This is a genomic window from Bradyrhizobium sp. GW821-FHT12B03, assembly GCF_058807535.1.
The window spans coordinates 39103-60809 of sequence record NZ_JBXAQU010000029.1 but is presented as its reverse complement, the minus strand read 5'-3'; the positions used below and the strand labels follow the sequence as shown (position 1 = coordinate 60809).

Sequence of the window (21707 nt, the reverse complement as noted above, 5' to 3'; positions counted from 1 at the left end):
GACCAGATCGTCGTTCGCCAGATTCTCCATTTCAACGTACAACCAGCACGGGAGCCCCAGGGCGGGCCACGCGCGGCCGGCTTCACGCGACAAGCCTTGTCGTGGTGCGCCCGATCATGGTGGTCAAGTCGATTGTTAGGAAAAAAAGCATAGAGCCCAGCACGTTACAAAGCGTGTCCAAAGCATTTCCAATGTTGTCTTTTGGCCACGGTTGATTGCAATCGTGAACGGGAACCCCGTCCGTTGTTGCCCGTCCTCCTCCGTTCGACGTATTGCTTGGCGACTCGATATTGACAGCCGTTCATTTGTTTTCTCGAAATTATAATTGGGGGTGGAAATGAAGTCCTTGGTGACTCGCAGAGCCCTATGGCTCGGTAGCGCAGCCCTTCTTGCCTTGGGAACGTCTGCACAGGCGGAAGACATCAACACGATACCGCAATGGGACGGCAGCCAGTTCATCTCGAGCTGGGGCGTGCCGAACACCGCGACCTACGGCCAGACTTTCACGCCGACGAGCAGCCAGTCGCGGTTGTCAGGCTTCACCTTCCAGCTGTTCCAGAGCAGCGGCACTGCACCGCAATATCAGGCTTTCGTCTACGCCTTTGATCCAGGCACCCAGCGCATCACGGGCTCGGCGCTGTTCAGCTCCGGCATCTTCACCGCTCCGAGCGGTGCGTCGTTCCAGACGGTGTCGATCAACACGGGCAGCGTGGTGCTCTCTCCCGGTCAGCAATACGTGCTGTTCCTGACCACGTCGACCATAACGGGGCAGCCAAACAGCAGCTACCGGTGGGGTTCGGTGGCCAACACGGCGATTCCCAACGGCCAGTTCGTGTTTCAGAACAACAGCACGAACTTCGCGCAGTTGAGCAGCTCCGGCTGGAGCACCATCGGTCAGGATCTTGCCATGCAGGCCTTCCTGTCGGGCGGCAATACCGGTGAGAACATCGTCCAGGCGCAGACCGGCGCGTTCCAGCTCGGCAACTCCTATCTCTCGCTGCTGACCGATCCGTTCGCGACCAACAAGGTCACGACGACGGGCGCGATGAACTACGCCGGCGAGAAGCCGGTGCCGCCCGCGGTACGCTCGGCCTTCGGCGCCTACATGAAGGCGCCGCCGCCGCAGGTCGTTTATGTCCCGCATTGGGATGTCTGGGGCGCGGCGTTTGGCGGCGCGAACAACACGGGTGGCGTCGCGGCTGCCGGCACGTCCGACATCTATACGCGTGTCGGCGGCGTCGCTGCCGGTGCGGACTACCGCTTCACCGCGGACTCGCTGATCGGCTTCTCGCTTGCCGGCGGCAACATCAACTGGTCGGTTTCGCCGGCGGTTGGCGGCGCTGGTGGCGCAGGCGGCGGCACCAGTGACACGTTCATGGCCGGTGTCTACGGCAAGTACGGCATCGGACCGGGTTACATCTCGGCGGCCGCGACCTACACCAATTACTGGGTGGGGACGACCCGTTCTACGGTCGTGGGCGTCGACCAGTTCAAGGCCGACTACAATGCGCAAGGCTGGGGTGGCCGCATCGAAGGCGGCTACAGGGTCGGGCAGTACTGGAACGTGAACTGGACGCCCTATGGCGCGATCCAGGGACAGGCCTACCGAACCGGGGACATCGCCGAAACCCAGACCTTGGGCGCTGGCGCGGGCGCTCTGGCGCTCGCGGTCGCGGGCCGCACCGCAACGGCGTATCGCGGCGAAGTCGGTCTGCGCACCGACAAGATCATGCCGGTCGACAATGGCGGCCAGCTCAATCTGTTCGGCAAGATCGCGTATGCTCATGACGAGATCAGCAATCCCGCGGGCACGTTGGGCTTCGTCGGGCTGGGCGGCCTCGGCGGCGCGCCGTTCACGGTGTTCGGCACGGCGCCGGCGCGCGATTTGGCGCTGACCACGGGCGGCGCCGAGTGGCGGACTGCAAGCGGCGTCTCGTTCCTGGTGAAGTTCGACGGCGAATTCGGCGACCGGTCGCAGACTTATTCGGGCACGGGCCGCATTCGTTACACCTGGTAAGACACGATCAGCTCGCCGGCTCAATGGGCCGGCGGGTGTCGTTCAAGATACGCAATGCGCGAGGTCGGGCGGCCGCGGGGCAAAACACCGTCATGATGCGTAGCCTTTGCAGCGTCTGATGCCCAAACACCGGCCACCAGCCGCGGCCCCAAGCGGCACCGTCGATCAGTCGCTCAAAAGCGCCATCCACGCCTTGCAGATCGGACGTCCCGACGAGGCCGAGCGACTTGCCGCGGGCGTGTTGAAGGCCAACCGCGCCAATTCGGCTGCAGCAACGGTTCTGGCTCGCGCGCTGATGACGCAGGGACGCCCGGCCGAGGCGATCCCGATCCTGGAGCGGGTGGCGCGGCGCGGCGACGATGCCGCGATCGAAACCCTGCTCGCCGCGTCGCTTGCGGCCGCGGGGCGACACGAGGAAGCGCTGGGGCAGTTGCGCCGAACCGTCGCGCGGCGGCCGCCTTTCATGCCGGCCTTTCTCGAACTGGCGAGTCAACTGGGACATCGCGGCCAGTACGGAGACGCTATCGGTCTGCTGGAGGAGGGCGTGGCGCTGCTGCCCGGCGCCGTCCAGATGCAGGTGGAGCTCGCATTCCTGCACGTCAAGCGAAACGAGCGCTCAATTGCGCGTGCGTTGCTGTCGCAGGCCACCGAGGCTGCCCCGCCGCGTCCCGAGGTCTGGGCTGCGATGGCGCAGGTGACGCAGCTCGACGGCGATTACACCGCCGCGGCGGATTTGTACCGCCGTGCGCTCGCGTTGCGGCCGGACGATGCGATGACGCGAAACAACCTTGGCACATGCCTGCTTGAAATGAACGAACGCGCCGGGGGCGAGATGACAATCCGGGCCGCAGTCCGTGCGGCCCCGCAGCTTGCGGGCCTTGCCATGATCTCGCTCGCAGCCGCCTCCCACGGCCGCTTCTTCCTGAGGATGGACACGGCCCAAGCCTTCCTTCGTGGCGAGAAGAGCTGAGCGCCGTCACGCGCGGTACTGCCTGCGATAGACTCCCTGCTCACGGCCGATCGCCGTCGTCAGATCGTGCGCCCGCTGCGTTGCTTCCTTGTCGAGCGTCGTCGTGCGCAGCGTCCATGTCTCGCGCTTCACCGGAATGCACTGCGCCACCGGTGTGCCGCGCGGCAGCACGCCGTTGAAGCTCATGTCGTGCCAGTGCGCCGGAAACTGGATCCAGTTGTCGTGATAGCGGTCGCAATAGGCCCGTCAGCGTGGTGAAGGGTAGGTCGAAGCGGTTGACCGGATGGGTGAAATAGAGCGCGTAGCCGTCCGGCGCCTCGATGGTCCAGAGATTGTTGAACTTGATCAGGAATTGCCCGGGCTCGAACAAGGGCGTGCCCGTCACCTGGCTGGAATCGTGGAATCCGATCGGCGAGCGTGTGAACGAGACCTCGCCGCCCGGCGGCAGGTCGAAGTCCCAGCTGAATTCCCCGTTCTGCACCCTGACGTCGCACACCAGAGGGATCAGGAAGCCCGACGTCATGGCATCGACGAAGGGCGGACAGCGCTTCACCGTCGGCGTCGGCTGCTGCCCGATCGCGTTGAAAGCCTCTGCCGGCATTGTCCGCAGCCAGTCGGGCAATCCCTGGGCCGCCGGTACCGGCGGCGGAATCAGGCCCTCCAGCTCTGCCGGACATCGGAAGGTCAGCGTCATGTCGTCGTCGGGATGGGACATCACGGCCACCTGGAATTTGCGGCTGGGGCTTATTCATCCAAATGTCCTAACGGGTCCGACTGCGTCTGACGAGGCTACGGGCCATCGCGCCCATGAGAAAAGCCCCGTGCTCGGGGGACAAGCACGGGGCCCTTCAAAGCCGACCGGGGCTGGCAAGTCGGCACCACTCTGTTTCGCTGCATCCAACGTGCCGACCGTGATGTCGTTCCAGCCCGCCGAGGCATTTTGTGGTATCGCGTTGCGACGGCGTCAGAGCTGGAACATCCGTTCCCCGTCGACGTTGGCCGGTGATGACCGACACCGAGCTACGCGCACAGTCCTTCGAGATCGCCTGGAGATTTCTCGACCAGTCCGGCCTGCTCACAGGCGAGCACAAGGAGGCGGCCCGTTTCATCCTGAACAGGATCGATCGCCTGATGCTGCGTGGAGAGCGGCGCAGATTGCTGCTGTCGAATGCCGCGATCGATGCGTACCGTTTTCGGCCTGTGCTGGTGGTGCTGGACGCCTGAACTGTTTGGAGAAGTGAAACGCAGCATTAAGACATCCGCGGCGCCGATTTTCGCGGTTACGATTCGTGCTTTGCGAACGAAGCGGAACAGGATCGTGAACAAACGAAATGCCGGCAAAGTGTTGCGCTGATTTCGCGCTGCGCCAGAATCAATCGATCGCCAGGCATTCTTCCAAATGTGGCTTCTGGTGGCCGCGGCGCGCCCACGCTTGAACGGCAAAGGCGAGTTGATTCTGACTCGCCGCCACGTTCACGATGGATGCCTGCGCCACCTCGATACGCTTTGTGACCACACTGGTGTTAACCACACCCGCATCGATTGCCAGAAACGCCATAGCGATCACGGCAACCGCAGACGCGATAGCCATTCTCGTCCACTCGGTTGGCAGCATCGACAGTCCTTATCGGGGCGCACGTCGCCCGGCGCTTAGATAGGGGGCGTCTGCCAGGATCAAAGCCCGGGAGAGGGGACCCACGCGTTCGTGAAGGATGATAGATTGGGTGACTGTGTGCGCGCCGACGGCTCCGTTGGCGCCACGGACTGCGGCTTGGCGATCCCGGCAGGAATCGAACCTGCAACCCTCAGAGTAGAAATCTGATGCTCTATCCAGTTGAGCTACGGGACCGTCTTGGGCCGCCCCATTTCGGGGCTGGCCTTTCATCTATCATGCCAATATGAAAAATATCGTCTTTCGCCAAGCCTGAACCGAACCGTTTTCCTCAATGCCGCGACAAAGCGGAACGGTGGGGTGTCTGGGTGCCGGGTTGAGCGGCAGCGGACTGGACGATGGTTCACATCGCCGGGAACGCTGGCCAGCTTCCGGGACACGGCCGCCGGTCGACTGGTCAGGTATGGCTGCGCCATCTGGACGGCGTGCGCGGCGGTATCTCGATCGGTCTCCTCTGGGCCTGCCTTGTCATGGCGAATGCGACGATTTGCACCTTTGGTTCCATCGCCTTGAGTCCGTCACCTTTCCGCGCATTTCATGCTGCACGCGGCGTTTGTCCGCGATTTCCGGGAGTCCATCCATGATCGGTCTGGTTCGCGCCGTCACACTCTGCGCCACACTGGCGCTCGGCCTTTCGTCCGCGCTGGCCGCCGACAAGGCCTTCAAGCGCGACGATCTCGCGGATTCCGCGATCAAGCTGGAGGCCCAGATCAAGGGCGAGGCGGGGCCGGTCGCCAAGACCAGTGCGACGCTGAAGACGGACGCCGATGCCGCCTTCCGACGCAATGATTACCGCTCCGGTCTCTCGGTCCTCGGCCAGATCGCCGCCACCACGCCCGAGGATACCGGCAACTGGCTGCGGCTCGCCAAGGTCATCTTCCAGATCACGCCGAAGAGCTCGAGCGAGCAGACGTTCCTGCTGGAGCGGGCCTCGACCGCCGCCTACATCGCTTACATGCGCGCCGGCAATCCGGGCGAGGAAGCGGATGCGCTCGCGGTGCTCGGCAAGTCGCTGGCTGAACGCAAGCTGTGGCGGCCGGCGCTGGACGCGCTGCGGCTGTCGCTCGACATGCGCGAGGTCGCCGATGTCCGCGGCCAATATGAGAAGATGCGCGACGAGCACGGTTTCCGGCTGCTCGACTATACCGTGGATTCGGACTCGGCCAGTCCGCGCGCCTGCTTCCAGTTCTCGGAAGAGCTCGCCAAGCGCACCGATTTTGCTCCGTTCCTCGCGCTGGCGGGTCAGGACAAGCCGGCGCTGTCGGCCGAAGGCAAGCAGCTCTGTGTCGACGGGCTGAAGCACGGCGAACGCTACAACATCAATCTGCGCGCCGGCCTGCCGTCCACGGTGAAGGAAGGCTTGCCGAAATCAGCCGAGTTCAACGTCTATGTCCGCGACCGCAAGCCCTTCGTGCGCTTCACCAGCCGCGCCTACGTGCTGCCGAAGACCGGCCAGCGCGGCATTCCCGTGGTCAGCGTCAACACACCCGCGGTCAACATCAACGTCTTCCGGATCGGCGACCGCAATCTGATCAACACGGTGGTCGACAGCGATTTCCAGAAGACGCTGTCCAGGTACCAGCTCAGCGATCTCGGCGACGAGCGCGGCGTCAAGGTCTGGACCGGCGAACTCGCCACCGCGATGACGCTGAACCAGGACGTCACCACCGCGTTCCCGGTGGACCAGGCGCTCGGCGAGCTTCAGCCGGGCGTCTATGTCATGACCGCCGCGGCCAAGGGGCCGGGCTCGGACGACGACTATCAGCTGGCGACGCAATGGTTCATCGTCTCCGATCTCGGTGTAACAGCCTATTCCGGCAACGACGGCATCCACGTCTTCGTCAATTCGCTGGCTTCGACCGATCCGGTCGGCAAAGCCGAGGTGCGGCTGGTCGCGCGCAACAACGAGATCCTGGCCACCCGCAAGACCGACGAGAGCGGACACGTGCTGTTCGAGGCCGGCCTTGCGCGCGGCGAGGGCGGCCTGTCGCCGGCGATGCTCACGGTCACGGGCGAGAAGGCTGACTATGCCTTCCTCAGCCTGAAGACCTCGGCCTTCGACCTCAGCGACCGCGGCGTGGCGGGCCGCGTGGCGCCGGTGGGCGCTGACGCCTTCGTCTATGCCGAGCGCGGCGTCTACCGCTCCAGCGAGACCGTCTACCTCACCGCGCTGCTGCGCGACGGGCAGGGCAACGCCGTCACCGGCGGGCCGATGACGCTGGTGGTCGAGCGCCCGGACGGCGTCGAATACCGCCGCGCCGTGCTGCCCGACCAGGGCGCCGGCGGCCGCATGCTGTCCGTGCCGCTCAACTCGGCCGTGCCGACCGGCACCTGGCGGGTGCGCGCCTTCACCGATCCGAAGGGCTCCTCGGTCGGCGAGACCACCTTCATGGTCGAGGATTACGTCCCCAATCGGATCGAATTCGACTTGTCTGCCAAGGACAAGCTGATCAAAGCTAACGCTCCAGTGGAGCTTAAGGCAGACGGTCATTTCCTCTATGGCGCGCCCGCTTCTGGCCTCCAGCTCGAAGGCGATATGCTGATCGCACCCGCGTCCGAGCGCCCGGGTTTTGCCGGATATCAGTTCGGCGTCGCCGACGAGGAGACCACCTCGAACGAACGCACGCCGCTGGAGAACCTGCCGGAGGCCGACGCCAATGGCGTTGCGACCTTCCCGGTGACGCTGGACAAGCAGCCGGCTTCGACGCGCCCGCAGGAGGCGCAGATATTCGTCCGCATGGTGGAGACCGGCGGCCGCGCCGTCGAACGCAAGCTCGTGCTGCCGGTCGCGCCTGCGACCGCCCTGATCGGCGTCAAGCCGCTGTTCGGCGACAAGAACGTGGCCGAAGGCGACAAGGCCGAGTTCGACGTCGTGTTCGTCTCGCCCGAGGGCAAGACGTTGCCGCGCGACGGCCTGCGCTACGAGCTCCTGAAGATGGAGTCGCGCTACCAGTGGTATCGCCAGAACAATTACTGGGAGTACGAGCCGGTCAAGTCGACCTCGCGCGTCGCCGACGGCGAGCTCACCATCGCCGCCGACAAGCCGTCGCGGGTCTCGCTCAGCCCGCAGCCCGGCCGCTACCGGCTCGATGTGAGGTCGAACGACGCCGACGGTCCGGTGACCTCGGTGCAGTTCGACGTCGGCTGGTATTCCGACGGCAGCGCCGACACGCCTGATCTGCTGGAGACCTCGATCGACAAGCCGCAATACGCCTCGGGCGACACCATGACGGTGTCGGTCAACGTGCGCACGGCCGGCAAGCTCACCGTCAACGTACTCGGCGACCGCCTGCTGACGACCCAGACCATCGACGTCAGGGAAGGCACCGCGCAGGTGAAACTCCCGGTCGGCAAGGACTGGGGCACCGGCGCCTATGTGGTCGCGACGCTGCGCCGTCCGCTCGATGCAGCGGCTCAGCGTATGCCCGGCCGCGCCATCGGGCTGAAATGGTTCGGCATCGACAAGCAGACCCGCACGCTCCAGGTCAAGCTGACGCCGCCGGCGCTGATCCGGCCGAACGCGACGCTGAAGATCCCGGTCAAGCTCGACGGGCTCAATCCGGGCGAGGACGCCAAGATCGTCATCGCCGCGGTCGATGTCGGCATCCTCAATCTCACCAACTACAAGCCGCCGGCGCCGGATGATTACTATCTCGGCCAGCGCCGCCTTTCCGCAGAGATCCGCGATCTCTACGGCCAGCTGATCGACGGCATGTCGGGCACGCGCGGCCAGATCAAGTCCGGTGGTGACGCGGGAGCCGGCGAATTGCAGGGCTCGCCGCCCGCGCAAAAGCCGCTCGCGCTCTATTCAGGCATCGTCACGGTCGCCGCTGACGGCACCGCCGAGGTGAGCTTCGACATTCCGGAGTTCGCCGGCACCGCGCGCGTGATGGCGGTGGCGTGGACCGCCACAAAACTCGGCCGCGCCAACACCGACGTCGTGATCCGCGATCCCGTGGTGCTGACCACGACCCTGCCGCGCTTCCTGCTCAACGGCGACCACGGCACGGTCAATCTCGAGATCGACAATGTCGAGGGCCAGGCCGGCGACTACGTCATCAACGTGAAGACGGGTGGCCCGGTGAAGATGTCAGGCAATCCCGCGACCACGGTCAAGCTCGCCGCCAAGCAGCGCAACTCCTTCACGCTCGCGATCGATGCGACCGCGGCGGGGCAGGCGACGCTCGACGTCGACATCAAGGGGCCGAACGGCCTGACGCTGGCACGCCACTACGCGCTCGACGTCAAGGCGGCGACGCAGGTGCTGGCGCGGCGTTCGATCCGCACGCTGGCGAAGGGCGAGAGCCTGACGCTGACCTCGGACATGTTCACTGACCTTGTGCCGGGTACCGGCAGCGTCTCGGTCTCGGCGAGCCTGTCCACCGCGCTCGATGCGGCGACGATCCTCAAGGCGCTCGACCGCTATCCCTATGGCTGCTCGGAGCAGATCACGAGCCGTGCGATGCCGCTGCTCTATGTCAACGACCTCGCGGCCGGCGCGCATCTGGCCATGGACACCGAGGTTGACCAGCGTATCCGCGATGCGATCGAACGGCTCTTGGCCCGTCAGGGCTCGAACGGCTCGTTCGGCCTGTGGTCGGCGGGCGGCGACGATGCGTGGCTCGATGCCTATGTGACGGACTTCCTCACCCGTGCCCGCGAAAAGGGCTTTGTGGTGCCGGACGTGCTGTTCAAGAACGCGCTCGACCGTATCCGCAACTCGGTCGTCAACGGCAACGAGCCCGAGAAGGACGGCGGCCGCGATCTCGCCTATGGCCTCTACGTGCTTGCACGCAATGGCGCAGCGCCGATCGGCGACCTCCGCTACCTCGCGGACACCAAGCTCAGCAACCTCGCGACGCCGATCGCGAAGTCACAGCTCGCGGCGGCGCTGGCGCTGGTCGGCGACCGTAACCGCGCGGAACGGGTCTATGGCGCTGCGCTCGACAGCCTTGCGCCAAAGCCCGTGCTGGAGTTCGGCCGCACCGATTACGGCTCGCAGCTCCGCGATGCCGCGGCGCTGGTCTCGCTTGCCAGCGAAGGCAATGCGCCGAAGGCGACGCTGACGCAGGCGGTGTCGCGGGTGGAAGTCGCGCGCGGGCTGACGCCCTACACCTCCACGCAGGAGAATGCGTGGCTGGTGCTGGCGGCGCGGGCGCTCGCCAAGGAGAACCTCTCGATCGAGGTCGACGGGCAGTCCGTGAAGACCGCGCTCTATCGCAGCTACAAGGCCGCGACGCTGGAGGGCAAGCCGCTGAAGATCACCAACACCGGCGATGCCCCGGTGCAGGCGGTGGTCTCGGTGTCGGGCTCGCCGGTGACGCCGGAGCCGGCGGCATCGAACGGCTTCAAGATCGAGCGCAGCTACTTCACGCTCGACGGCAAGCCCGCCGATATCAGCAAGGTCAAGCAGAACCAGCGCTTCGCGGTGGTGCTGAAGATCACCGAGGCCAAGCCCGAATACGGCCACATCATGGTGTCCGACTATCTCCCGGCCGGCCTCGAGATCGACAATCCAAAACTGGTCTCGTCCGGCGATAGCGGAACGCTGGACTGGATCGAGGATGGCGAGGAGCCCGAGGATACCGAGTTCCGCGATGACCGCTTCACCGCGGCCGTCGACCGGGCCTCGGACTCCAAAGCGGTGTTCACCGTCGCCTATGTCGTGCGCGCGGTCTCGCCCGGCAAATACGTGCTGCCGCAGGCCTATGTCGAGGACATGTACAATCCCTCGCGCTATGGCCGCACCGGCACGGGCAATGTCGAGGTGCGGGCGGCGAAGTGAGTGTTTGGAATGACTGACTCTCCGTACGGGCCACAAACTCCGTCGTCATGCCCGGGCAAAAGCGCGAAGCGCGTCTTCGCGCAGATGTCCCGGGCATCCACGGACTGTGGTGCCGTAGCAAAGAACGTCGATGACCGGGACAAGCCCGGCCATGACGGAGTGCGGGGCAGGGGCCTTCGCGCTCTTTCTGCCGTCGCGCTGATGCTCATCCTCGCCATCATCGGCTTCGTCGGCTGGGTCTATTCGCTCGGCCCGCTGCCACTCGATGAGGCGCGCCAGGTCTCCACCACCATCGTCGACCGCAACGGCAAGCTGCTACGCGCCTACGCCATGGCGGACGGGCGCTGGCGGCTGCCGGTCGATGCCAAGACGAACGTCGATCCGATCTATCTCAAGCTGCTGCTCGCCTATGAGGACCAGCGCTTCCATGCCCATGACGGCATCGATCCGCTGGCGCTGGGGCGCGCGGCGTTGCAGCTCACGACACGCGGCCGCATCGTCTCGGGCGGTTCGACCATCACCATGCAGCTGGCGCGGCTGATGGAGCCGCGGCGGCAGCGCTCGCTCTACGCAAAGCTGCGTCAGATGGTGCGCGCGATCGAGATCGAGCGCAGCATGAGCAAGAGCGAGATCCTCGACCTCTATCTCGCGCTGGCGCCGTATGGTGGCAATCTCGAAGGTATCCGCGCCGCCTCGATCGCCTATCTCGGTAAGGAGCCGAAGCGGCTCTCGCTCGCTGAAGCCGCATTGCTGGTCGCGCTGCCGCAATCGCCGGAGACGCGCCGGCTCGACCGCTATCCCGACGCCGCACGCAAGGCCCGCGACCGCGTGCTCGACCGCATGGTCGAGGAGCACGTGATCAGCGCTGAGGACGCAACACAGGCCAAGGCCGTGCCGGTGCCGACGCTGCGCAAGCCGATGCCGATCCTGGCGCCGCACGCCTCGGACACCGCGCTTTCGACAGTCAAGGATACCCCGGTCATCAAGCTGACGCTGGACGCGAACTTGCAGAAAGTGCTGGAGCCGCTGGCGCGCGACCGCGCCATTGCGCTCGGGCCCAACATTTCCGTCGGCATCATCGTGGTCGACAATGACAGCGGCGACGTGCTCGCCCGCGTCGGCTCGGCGGACTATTTCGACGAGAGCCGGGCCGGGCAGGTCGACATGACGCGTGCCGTCCGCTCGCCGGGATCGACGCTCAAGCCCTTCATCTACGGGCTCGCCTTCGAGGACGGCTTCGTCCATCCCGACAGCCTGATCGACGACCGGCCGGTCCGCTTCGGCTCCTACGCGCCGGAAAATTTCGACATGACCTTCCAGGGCACGGTGCCCGTGAAGAAGGCGCTGCAATTGTCGCTGAACGTGCCGGCGATCGTGCTGCTCGACCGCGTCGGCGCGAGCCGGCTGGCGTCGCGGCTGCGGCAGGCCGGCGGCAATCTCATCCTGCCCAAGGACGAAGCGCCCGGCCTCGCCATGGGGCTCGGCGGCGTCGGCGTGACGCTCCAGGACCTCGCTCAGCTCTATGCGGGCTTCGCCCGGCTCGGCACCACCAAGCCGCTGCGCGAGGTGATGGCTGCCAAGGACGACCGCGAGCCGCTGCGGCTGCTCGATCAGGTCGCGGCCTGGCAGGTTGGCAACGTGCTGCTGGGCACGCCGCCGCCGGAAAATGCCGCCCACAACCGCATCGCCTTCAAGACCGGCACTTCCTACGGCTATCGCGATGCCTGGTCAGTCGGCTTCGACGGCCGCATGACCATCGGCGTCTGGGTCGGCCGGCCCGACGGCGCGCCGGTTCCCGGCCTGATCGGCCGTGTCGCCGCCGCACCCATCCTGTTCGACGCCTTTGCCAGGTCCGGCAAGACGCTGGCCCCGTTGCCGAAGCCACCCAAGGGAACCCTGATGGCCAGCAACGCAAAGCTGCCGCTGCCCCTGAGGCGGTTCCGTCCGGTCGGGGAACTGGTGCGGACCGGCGGCGAGCAGGCGCTGCACATCCAGTTTCCGCTGAACGGCTCGCGGATCGACGTCGATCGGTCGGCAGGCTCCGAGGCCGCAGCCATGCCGGTCAAGGTCGCCGGCGGCGTTCTGCCGATGACCGTCATGGTTAACGGCACGGCGCTCGGCGAGATCGACGGGCGCCGCCAGCGCCTGATTGATCCGCCCGGTCCAGGCTTTGCGCGGCTCACCGTGATCGATGCCACGGGCGCCGCGGACACAGTTGTCATTCGAATTCAATGAGCCGGCCTTAAGCGGTTGTCGGAATGACGGTTTCAGCGTAAGCGGAACCGATGGTCGAGACCTACCCCAGCCCCCGTTTTGGAGCACCCCGCGAGCCGAAATCGCCCGTGAATCCGGGCAGCCGGCTGGTGTCGATGCTCGACGTCGCTACGGCCAGCCACGCCCGCGCGGTCGCCTTCCTGGTGCTGTGCGCGCTGCTGCTGTTCCTGCCGGGCTTCTTCACGATCCCGCCTGTCGACCGCGACGAGGCGCGCTTTGCCCAGGCCACCAAGCAGATGGTGGAGAGCGGCGAATATGTCGACATCCGCTTCCAGGAGGACGTCCGCTACAAGAAGCCGGTCGGCATCTACTGGCTGCAATCCGCGGCGGTCGAAATCGCCACGGCGCTCAAGCTGCCGAAGGCCGAATTGCGAATCTGGGTCTACCGGCTGCCGTCGCTGATCGGGGCGATCGGCGCCGTTCTCATGACCTATTGGGCGGCGCTCGGCTTCGTCACGCGGCGCGGTGCCGTGCTCGCGGCGCTCTTGATGTGCGCCTCCGTGCTGCTCGGCGTCGAGGCGCGGCTCGCCAAGACCGACGCGATGCTGCTGTTCTGCGTGACCGCCGCGATGGGCGCGATGGCGCGGGCCTATCTGTCGTGGCAGCGCGCCGAGGACGAGACGCATCCGCCCTGGACCTGGCCCGCGATCTTCTGGACGGCTCTCGCCGTGGGCATCCTGATCAAGGGCCCGCTCATCCTGATGTTCGCAGGCCTGACCATCGTCGCGCTCGCGATCCAGGACCGCGATGCCTCCTGGCTATGGAAGCTGCGCCCGCTCTGGGGCCTGATGTGGATGCTGGTGCTGGTGCTGCCCTGGTTCGTCGCGATCTTCTGGCGCGCGGGCGATGCCTTCTTCGCCGATTCCGTCGGCGGCGACATGCTGAGCAAGTTAGGGGCCCAGGAATCCCATGGCGCGCCGCCCGGACTGTACCTGGCGCTGTTCTGGATCACCTTCTGGCCGGGCGCGCCGCTGGCGGCGATGGCGGCACCTGCGGTGTGGCGGGCGCGGCGCGAGCCCGGCGCGCAGTTCCTGCTGGCCTGGCTGATCCCGTCCTGGATCGTGTTCGAGGCGGTGCTGACCAAGCTGCCGCATTACGTGCTGCCGCTGTATCCGGCGATCGCGATCCTGACCGTCGGAGCGCTGGAGCGACGCGTGCTGTCGCGCTCGTGGCTGATGCGCGGCTCGGCCTGGTGGTTCGCGATCCCCGCTGCGGCCTCGATCATCGCTGTGGTCGGTGCGGTGATGTTGACGCGGCAGCCGGCTTTCGCGGCCTGGCCGTTCATCGCGGCCTCGCTGATCTTCGGCCTGTTCGCCTGGTGGCTGTTCGACACCAACCGTGCCGAGCGCTCGGTGCTCAATGCGCTGGTCGCAGCCCTCATGCTGGCGGTCGTGGTCTACGGCATCGTGCTGCCGTCGCTGACGCCGCTGTTTCCGAGCATCGAGATCGCGCGCGCGCTTCGCAACGTCACCTGTGTCGGGCCGAAGGCGGCCGCCGCCGGCTATCACGAGCCGAGCCTGGTCTTCCTGACGGGCACGTCCACGCTGCTCACCGACGGCTCGGGCGCGGCGGATTTCCTGCGGCAGGGCAGCTGCCGCTTCGCGCTGATCGAGCAGCGTTCGGAGCGCAGCTTCGTGCAGCGCGCCGAGGCGACCGGGCTGCGCTACAAGGTCGGCGCGCGCATCGACGGCTATAATTTCTCGCAGGGACGCTCGATTTCGATCTCGATCTTCCGCTCGGAAGGCACCGAATAGGATGCCCGTTACGACCCACATCGCACCGCGGCCGAGCTATCCCGCGCAACTGCTCACCGTGACGGGGCGTGCGCTGGCGCAGCTCGTGCGCGCGCCCTCGCATTCGCGCCGCGCCGAGGCCGCGCGAAAGCTGGCGCGGCACTCGCTGTGGCTCAGCGCGGCGGGCGCGGCCGCGGTCATCGCGCTCATGCTGGCGTTCGACCGGACCGAGATCCAGCTGATGCCGGCGCGCGGCACGCCCGGCCTGTGGCCGATCCGCATCCTCACCGATTTCGGCAAGGACGAGTATGTGCTCACGGCGCTGGGGGTCGTGCTGGTGGCCGTCGCGCTCGTTGCGGCCGGCGTGTACGGCACCCGGCGCGCGCTGTTGCTCGGCCTCGGCACGCGGCTCCAGTTCATGTTTCTATCCGTTGCGTTCTCGGTGTTCATTGCCGAGATCCTGAAATTCATCATCGGCCGCGGCCGGCCATTCGTGGGCGGCGATGCCAACCCGTTCAACTTCGTTCCGTTTCAGGGCACGCCGGCCTATGCCAGCCTGCCGTCCGGCCATGCGGTGACGGCGTTCGCGCTGGCGTTTGCGGTCTCGGCGCTGTGGCCGCGCCTGCGCGTGTTCATGTTCACTTACGCGATTGTGATCCTGCTGACGCGCCTGGTGCTGCTCGCGCATCATCCGAGCGATGTCGCGGCCGGCGCCCTGGTCGGCATGGTCGGCGCCATGGCGGTCCGCTACTGGTTCGCGGCCCGACGGCTGGGCTTCGCGATCCGGGCTGACGGCAGCATTCTGGCCCTTCCGGGACCGGATGGAGGGCGCCTCAAAAGGGTTGCCCGCGGCGCCTCCGCCCCATAAAAGCGGCTGCCTGCCGGGGCCTCCGGTTCCCCAAGGGCAGGCCAATTCCAACCACGAGCCTCATTTGTCGTCGTCCCAGCCTTCGGTTTCCATCGTCGTTCCCGTGCGTAACGAAGCCGACAACATTGCGCCCCTGATCGAGGAGATCACAGCGGCGCTCGGCGGCCGCTGGGACTACGAGATCATCTACGTCAATGACGGTTCGACCGATACGACCGGCGAGCGGCTCCATGCCATCATGGCGCAGCGGAGCAATCTGCGTCAGCTCCGTCACGCGAAATCCGGCGGTCAGTCCGCCGCCGTGCGCAGCGGCGTGCGCGCGGCGCGCGGCGCGATCGTGGCCACCCTCGACGGCGACGGCCAGAACAATCCGGCCTTCCTGCCGGACCTGATCTCGGCGGTCGAGAAGGGCGCCCATGTCGGGCTCGCCGCGGGCCAGCGCGTCGGACGCAAGGACACGGGGTTCAAGAAATTCCAGTCGCGCGTGGCCAACAAGGTCCGCAACGCCATCCTGAAGGACGGCACGCGCGACACCGGCTGCGGCCTGAAAGCGTTCCGGCGCGAGGTGTTCCTCGCGATGCCCTATTTCGACGGGCTGCATCGTTTCCTGCCGGCGCTGGTGCGGCGCGAAGGCTACGAGATCGCCTATGTCGACGTGATCGACCGGCCGCGCCGTTCCGGCGTGTCCAACTACGGCTTCTTCGACCGGCTCTGGATCGGGATCATGGATCTCGCCGGCGTGTGGTGGCTGATCCGCCGCAAGAAGCCCACACCAGAGGTGACCGAGGTGAAGGCATGATCATCCAGTACGGCCAGGCGCTGAGCAACTATCTCTACGACGTCTTCGTCGCCAAGTTCGACTTCTGGCTCGCATTCGGCCTGGTCGCGCAGCTGTTCTTCACCGCGCGATTCCTGGTGCAGTGGATCGCGAGCGAGCGCGCCGGCAACAGCGTGGTGCCGATGGCGTTCTGGTTCTGCTCGATGGGCGGCGGGTTGATGACGCTGGTCTACGGCGTCGTGAAGCGCGAACCCGTGATCATCCTCGGACAGGCGCTGGCCACGGTGATCTACATCCGCAACATCATGCTGATCATCAAGAACCGCGGCCGCAGCTCGAAGACACTGGAGCGCTGACCAAAGGCGGCCGGCAGCAGCGCCACATCCGTTTCATTGCCACGGGGCGGGGAGGGAAACATGACGCGCGAAATCATCGAAGTCCCGGTCATATCCGAGGCGATCCGCGGTCTTGGCGCGCCGACCTCCGCGCTGGTCCGCGCGGGCAACATCCTTGCGACCTGCGGTATGCCCCCGCTCGACCTGCAGACCGGGAAGGTCGTCGAAGGCGATATCCGCGCTCAGACGCGCGCGGCGCTCGAGGCGCTGCGCTTCGTGCTGGAATATGCCGGCGCATCGCTGGAGCATGTCATCAAGACGACCGTCTACGTCACGGATGCGGCGATGATGGCCGAGGTCAACGAGGTTTACCGGCACTATTTCCAGGACGGCTTTCCGGCACGAACCTCGGCAACGATCAAGCCCTGGTTGCTTCCGTTCGACATCGAGATCGAATGTCTCGCCGTCGTCTGATTTTACCGGCCACCTCAGGCACCCGGAAGGGCTGCCAGCTGGTAAACGTCGATGATGCTTTCCCCCCGTTCGAGCCGGGCGACGATCCCCGGCTCTCTCGCCTGGATCGCATGCGCCTCCCGGGCGATCTCGACCGCGCCGGCGGAGGGAAGGATGCATACGCCGTTCTCGTCCGCCAGGACGAGGTCGCCCGCATGAACGAGCACGCCACCGCAGGTCACCGGTTGAGCGACGCTTCCGCGGCCGCGCAACTTCGTCGTCAGCGGCGAGCGCCCGCGACACCAAACCGGCATGCCCGCGCTACGAATGGCGCCGACATCCGTGACGTAACCGTCGAGCACGACGCCGATGACTCCACGCGCCAATGCAGCAGCCGTCATCACCGCGCCCCAGCAGGCATGCCGGTCGTCGTCACCCCGTTCGATGACCAGGATGTCCCCCGCTTCGGCAATCGCCAGGGCGTGGGGCAGCGCTGTGCCGTCGTCAGCCGGCAGGTTAACCGTCAGGGCGCGACCGGCGATCCTCGCGCCGTCGATCACACACTGGATGTCCGGCCTCATGAAACCCTCGGTCCGGAAGTGGCCGATCGTCGCGGTCTCGACGCCGGCGAGAAGCTCGATGGCCTCATCTGTTCCGCGGCGCACGTTCATGGGCGTCGTCCCTCGCTCAGCTCGTCTTGGCCAGGTCCCGCTTGACCGTTTCAGCAAGCGCCAGCAGCGCGACGGCGGAGAGGAGGGCGGAGCCGATCATGTACCAGGCGACTGAAGAGCCCTTGCCGGTCGTCGAAATCAGCCAGGTCGTGACGACAGGCGTGAGCGCACTGCCGAGAACGCCCGACAGCATGTAGGCGATCGAAAGTCCGGAATAGCGCACCTTGGTTCCGAACAGCTCGGCAAGGAAGGTCGCGATCGGACCGTAGTTGGCGGCGAAGGCGGTCATCATGAGCAGATAACCGAGGAGCGCGCCGCCGAACGTCGCCGTATCCATCAGCCAGAACATCGGGAAGGCGACGATGGCTTCGGCGAGGATGCCACCGAGAACGACGGGCCGGCGGCCGACGCGATCGGAGAGAAGACCGAAGAGCGGCAGCAGAAAGATGCAGGCTGCGCAGGACAGCAGCACGATCACCAGCATTTCGTTGCGGGAGATCTTCAGGGCCTGGGTGCCATAGCTCAAGCCGAAAGCGACGATCAGGTTGAAGGACGAGCCCGTGGACATGGTGGCGACGCCGCCAAGGATGACGGTCTTCCAGGATTTACGCAGAAGCTCCAGGAACGGCACCTTGACGGTTGCCTCCTGCATCTTGACTTTGGCGAAGGAGGGCGTTTCGGCGGTATTGAGGCGGACATAGGCGCCCACGGCGACCAGCAGGATGCTTGCGAGGAAGGGAATGCGCCAGCCCCAGGAGAGCAGATCCTCGTTCGTCATGGCCGACGCGATCAGCAGAAACACCAGGTTGGCGATCAGCGTGCCGGCGGGAACGCCGATCTGAACCCAGGATCCGTAGAGCCCGCGCCTGTTCTGCGGTGCGTGCTCGACGGCCATCAGGACCGCGCCGCCCCATTCGCCGCCGAGCGCAAGCCCCTGCATCACGCGCAGTGCCAGAAGAAGGATCGGCGCCCAGACGCCAATCTTCTCGTAATTCGGCAGCAAGCCGATGGCGAAGGTCGCCAGACCCATCATGACCAGCGAGAACAGCAGCATGGACTTGCGTCCAAGCCGGTCGCCGAAATGTCCGAACAGGGCCGCGCCGACGATGCGGGCGAGATAGGCCGAAGCGAATGTACCAAACGCCAGCAAGGTACCGACGGTCGCATCGAAGCTTGGAAAGAAGACCTTGTTGAACACGAGCGCCGAAGCCGTAGCGAACACGAAGAGGTCGTACCATTCGACGGTGGTGCCGATGACACTCGCGACGGCGATCTTGCGGACGCCGACTGTCTCCTTGGCCAGCGTTCCCTTGATTGTGAGCTCCATGTCCATGCACCTTCCCCTCGATGTCGCCGTGAACGAACAAGGAGACGCCGCCAGGTGCAGACACACCCGATCGACCTGGCTCGACCGAGAGTCATCCGCCCTGTTGAATACGGCACCAGAGCACGCGGCCACCGCGTGCGCCGGAGCGCTGAAACGCCCCATCGTTCTGCTAGCCTTCCGGAAGGATGAGAAGGAAACACTGCTGCGACAAATAGAAAATGCGGATTCCTGTCATAGAGGCGGGCTATGCGATGATTTTTGTGCAGCCGAGCGCGAGCGTGCCTGACGTCAAGCTGGCAAAAAGCTGAAGGGATCGAATGCCTTCAATGTCTGACGCTGCTGTCGTGCAATGATCCAGGCACCGTATTGCGCGCATTTTGGTCGCGATGCCCATAATTTGACGGCACGCAAAAATCAGTTCGTATGTTTCGTATCGAAACTATCTATTTTATCAGGCGCGGCTTTGAGGGTAGCTGGCTGACCATCCATACCTCCTGGCAGATCGTCCGCGGGCTCGTCGCCGCCGGGCGCGCAATGAAGGGACCGTCATGAATCGTCTGAGCAACATTCGCCCCAATATGTCGAGGCTTTGGGCAGCGCTCATGCGGTCTGCCGAGATCGGAAAGACAGCCAAAGGCGGCCTGCGACGGCTCGCCCTGTCCGAAGACGATGCAGTGATGCGGCACGAATTCATCCGGTGGTGCGAAGAGGCCGGGTGCGACGTCCGCGTCGACGCGATAGGCAATATCTTCGCCACGCGAAAGGGCGCCGAGCCGGATGCCAAATCCGTTCTCGTGGGCAGCCACCTTGACACGCAGGTTCACGGTGGCCGGTTCGACGGCATTCTCGGCGTTCTTGCAGGACTGGAGCTGGTGCGCACGCTCAACGACCACGGCATTGTCACCAAGCGCCCGATCACGCTGGTCAACTGGACGAACGAGGAAGGTGCACGCTTCGAACCTCCGATGATCGGCTCGGCGGTCTTTACAGGGCAGAAGGCGGTCGAATTCGCATATTCCCGTCTGGATCGCGACGGCCTTTCCCTTGGCGATGAGCTGGCGCGCATCGGCTTCAAGGGGACCGACACCGTTTCCGCGGAGCGGTTCGACAGTCTCTTCGAACTTCACATCGAGCAGGGGCCGCGACTTGAAGCCGAGGGCAAGCAGCTCGGCATCGTGACCGGAGCGTTCGGCGTCCGCGGGTTCGTTGTCGAGGTTCGTGGCGAGACCGGCCATGTCGGTCCGACGCCGATGCCGGCGCGCAGAAATGCGCTGGTCGGCGCAGCCGAAGTGACGCTCGCGGTCAACGAGATCGGTTGGTCCCGTCACGAGACTGGCGGCAAGTCCACGACCATGCGCATCCGTACCGAACCCAATCTGCTGGGCGCCATTCCGGATCATGTGGAAATGACCTGCGATATGCGACACCCCGACGAAAGCGTCGTGATCGCGATGCTGGAGGAATTCAAGGCGAGACTTCCCGCACTCCAGGAACGCTCGCGGTGCGAGATTTCGATCAAGGAAAGCTGGTCCTATGGCGGGATGCGCTTCGATGCCGGTTGCGTCGACCAGGTACGTCAGTCGGCCGAGGCGCTCCGATATTCGACCATGGAGATGCTCACGGAAGCAGGCCATGACGCCATGCATGTCGCAGAATATCTGCCGACGGCCATGATCTTCACCCCTTGTGAAGGCGGCCTCTCGCACAATGAGGCGGAGAACGTCACGATTGCGGACATCGAGCCGGGCGTAAACGTGCTGGTGCAGGCCGTGCTCGAGCGCGCCAATCGTTCGGCTGAGCGCTCTCAGCGGGCAGGATGACCGGCGACCGGTTGCACATCGAACAGCTCGTTTTCGTAGATGCTCAGGAACGCGCTTTCGGCGGCGCCGAGTTCGGTGTCCGGGTTTGTCAGGAAATAGGCGTCGGCACCGAGCCTGTCCTGCAGCGCGGGAATGAGCCAGAGTTCGTCCGAATTGAGCGGTCGGGTGGAATCCACCGGCAATATGCCGATGCCGATTCCGGCGGCGATCAGCCGTCGGACCTCCTCCAGATGAGGGCTCTCACCGACGGTCCAGGTTCCCAGACCGGCGCCGTCGCGCAGTGCGATCATCGGCTCGAGCGCACCGCCGTGCTGGCTGCAGGTGAACGCGACGAAGGCTTCCTGGCGCAGTTCCTCCAGGCTCACATCGGTACGGCCATAGAGCGGGTGTGAGGCGCCGCAATAGATGCCGAACTTCTCGCGCAGCACGAATTTGCAATCCAACCCGGCGAGGGGTTTGGATAGGAGACAAAAGCCAAAAGGCGCCTGCTTCTGTGCGACCGCCCTTACGATGTCCTGACTGTTGGCCACATCGATGCGCATGGTGATGGAGGGATGCCGTCGCCGCATCTGACGCAAAGCCTGATCGAGCTGCGGTACGGCGAGATTGGTCACGGTCAGAATCCGCACCTGTCCGGTGAGATCATCCTCTTTGGTGGACAGTCGCTCGCCGATCCGTTCCACTCTCAGAAAGATCTCGGCACATTCCTGGCGGAGTGCTTCGCCCTGGACGGTAAGGACGAATCTGCGGCTGTCGCGCTGGATCAGCTGACAGCCCAACGTCTCCTCCAGCTTCTGGAGCGCTGCCGTCACCGACGGCTGGCGCACGAACAGCCGGTCGGCTGCCTTCGTGATGCTGCGTTCCTCCACGATCACGAGAAAGGTCCGCAATAGATTCCAGTTCAAGTGCTGGATTCGTGCGTCGTTGCGGGACAATTCGCCTGCTCCTGAGCAAAACTGGACCCGAATACTGGCACTTTGCGAGGGAAACGACAAATTGGTAAC

The 21707-nt window shown here is 65.3% G+C and carries 15 protein-coding genes, 1 tRNA gene and 1 pseudogene; 11 read left to right on the top strand and 6 right to left on the bottom strand.

Annotation, left to right across the window (positions count from 1 at the left end; translation table 11 throughout):
• Window positions 1-349 precede the first annotated feature (349 nt).
• Window positions 350-2017, top strand: coding sequence for an autotransporter outer membrane beta-barrel domain-containing protein (locus AC1RUR_RS35920; RefSeq protein ID WP_492852860.1), 1668 nt, complete (start codon window positions 350-352; stop codon window positions 2015-2017).
• A gap of 106 nt (window positions 2018-2123) precedes the next feature.
• Entirely contained in the window at window positions 2124-2987 is an 864-nt protein-coding gene (locus tag AC1RUR_RS35915) for a tetratricopeptide repeat protein (RefSeq protein ID WP_492852859.1), read from the top strand.
• Between the two features lie 6 nt (window positions 2988-2993).
• Here the strand turns inward: AC1RUR_RS35915 and AC1RUR_RS35910 are convergent.
• A pseudogene (locus AC1RUR_RS35910) lies at window positions 2994-3702 on the bottom strand (hypothetical protein).
• A 290-nt stretch (window positions 3703-3992) separates the two neighbouring features.
• Between AC1RUR_RS35910 and AC1RUR_RS35905 the strand changes: the two are divergent.
• On the top strand, window positions 3993-4211 hold the full coding sequence (locus AC1RUR_RS35905) for a hypothetical protein (protein ID WP_492852858.1): 219 nt from the start codon (window positions 3993-3995) through the stop codon (window positions 4209-4211).
• A gap of 148 nt (window positions 4212-4359) precedes the next feature.
• Here the strand turns inward: AC1RUR_RS35905 and AC1RUR_RS35900 are convergent, their stop codons facing one another.
• Together AC1RUR_RS35900 and AC1RUR_RS35895 are read right to left on the bottom strand one after the other, a co-directional pair.
• Window positions 4360-4578 carry a hypothetical protein gene (locus AC1RUR_RS35900; RefSeq protein ID WP_492852857.1) on the bottom strand — a complete coding sequence of 73 codons (219 nt, stop codon included), beginning with the start codon at window positions 4576-4578 and terminating at the stop codon, window positions 4360-4362.
• Between the two features lie 181 nt (window positions 4579-4759).
• Window positions 4760-4836: transfer RNA gene (locus tag AC1RUR_RS35895), tRNA-Arg, on the bottom strand.
• Window positions 4837-5239: 403 nt separating this feature from the next.
• Here AC1RUR_RS35895 and AC1RUR_RS35890 point away from each other — a divergent pair.
• The 7 genes from AC1RUR_RS35890 (at window position 5240) to AC1RUR_RS35860 (ending at window position 16906) form a co-directional block, all read left to right on the top strand.
• Window positions 5240-10444: an alpha-2-macroglobulin family protein gene (locus AC1RUR_RS35890; RefSeq protein WP_492852856.1), complete on the top strand. Its 5205-nt coding sequence runs from the start codon at window positions 5240-5242 to the stop codon at window positions 10442-10444.
• Window positions 10445-10528: 84 nt separating this feature from the next.
• On the top strand, window positions 10529-12679 hold the full coding sequence (pbpC, locus tag AC1RUR_RS35885; RefSeq protein WP_492852855.1) for a penicillin-binding protein 1C: 2151 nt from the start codon (window positions 10529-10531) through the stop codon (window positions 12677-12679).
• Window positions 12680-12729: 50 nt separating this feature from the next.
• The gene (locus tag AC1RUR_RS35880) at window positions 12730-14472 is read left to right on the top strand and encodes an ArnT family glycosyltransferase (protein ID WP_492852854.1); all 1743 of its coding nucleotides are present in this window, start codon (window positions 12730-12732) and stop codon (window positions 14470-14472) included.
• Window position 14473: 1 nt separating this feature from the next.
• Window positions 14474-15319: a phosphatase PAP2 family protein gene (locus tag AC1RUR_RS35875; RefSeq protein WP_492852853.1), complete on the top strand. Its 846-nt coding sequence runs from the start codon at window positions 14474-14476 to the stop codon at window positions 15317-15319.
• 64 nt (window positions 15320-15383) lie between these two features.
• A complete protein-coding gene (locus AC1RUR_RS35870) occupies window positions 15384-16118 on the top strand; it encodes a glycosyltransferase family 2 protein (protein ID WP_492852852.1) in 735 nt (244 codons plus the stop codon).
• Entirely contained in the window at window positions 16115-16453 is a 339-nt protein-coding gene (locus tag AC1RUR_RS35865; RefSeq protein WP_492852851.1) for a lipid-A-disaccharide synthase N-terminal domain-containing protein, read from the top strand. Before AC1RUR_RS35870 ends, AC1RUR_RS35865 begins: the two co-directional genes overlap by 4 nt.
• A gap of 60 nt (window positions 16454-16513) precedes the next feature.
• Window positions 16514-16906: a RidA family protein gene (locus AC1RUR_RS35860; RefSeq protein WP_492852850.1), complete on the top strand. Its 393-nt coding sequence runs from the start codon at window positions 16514-16516 to the stop codon at window positions 16904-16906.
• Window positions 16907-16920: 14 nt separating this feature from the next.
• Here AC1RUR_RS35860 and AC1RUR_RS35855 read toward each other — a convergent pair whose 3' ends face one another.
• A complete protein-coding gene (locus tag AC1RUR_RS35855) occupies window positions 16921-17556 on the bottom strand; it encodes an RraA family protein (RefSeq protein WP_492852849.1) in 636 nt (211 codons plus the stop codon).
• A gap of 16 nt (window positions 17557-17572) precedes the next feature.
• On the bottom strand, window positions 17573-18883 hold the full coding sequence (locus AC1RUR_RS35850) for an MFS transporter (protein WP_492852848.1): 1311 nt from the start codon (window positions 18881-18883) through the stop codon (window positions 17573-17575).
• 548 nt (window positions 18884-19431) lie between these two features.
• Between AC1RUR_RS35850 and AC1RUR_RS35845 the strand changes: the two genes are divergently transcribed.
• Window positions 19432-20703 (top strand): Zn-dependent hydrolase, encoded by a 1272-nt coding sequence (locus AC1RUR_RS35845; RefSeq protein WP_492852847.1) that lies wholly within the window; start codon window positions 19432-19434, stop codon window positions 20701-20703.
• Here the strand turns inward: AC1RUR_RS35845 and AC1RUR_RS35840 are convergent.
• Complete coding sequence (locus AC1RUR_RS35840) at window positions 20688-21638, bottom strand: LysR family transcriptional regulator (protein ID WP_492852846.1); 951 nt, start codon at window positions 21636-21638, stop codon at window positions 20688-20690. The genes AC1RUR_RS35845 and AC1RUR_RS35840 overlap by 16 nt on opposite strands.
• Window positions 21639-21707 lie beyond the last annotated feature (69 nt).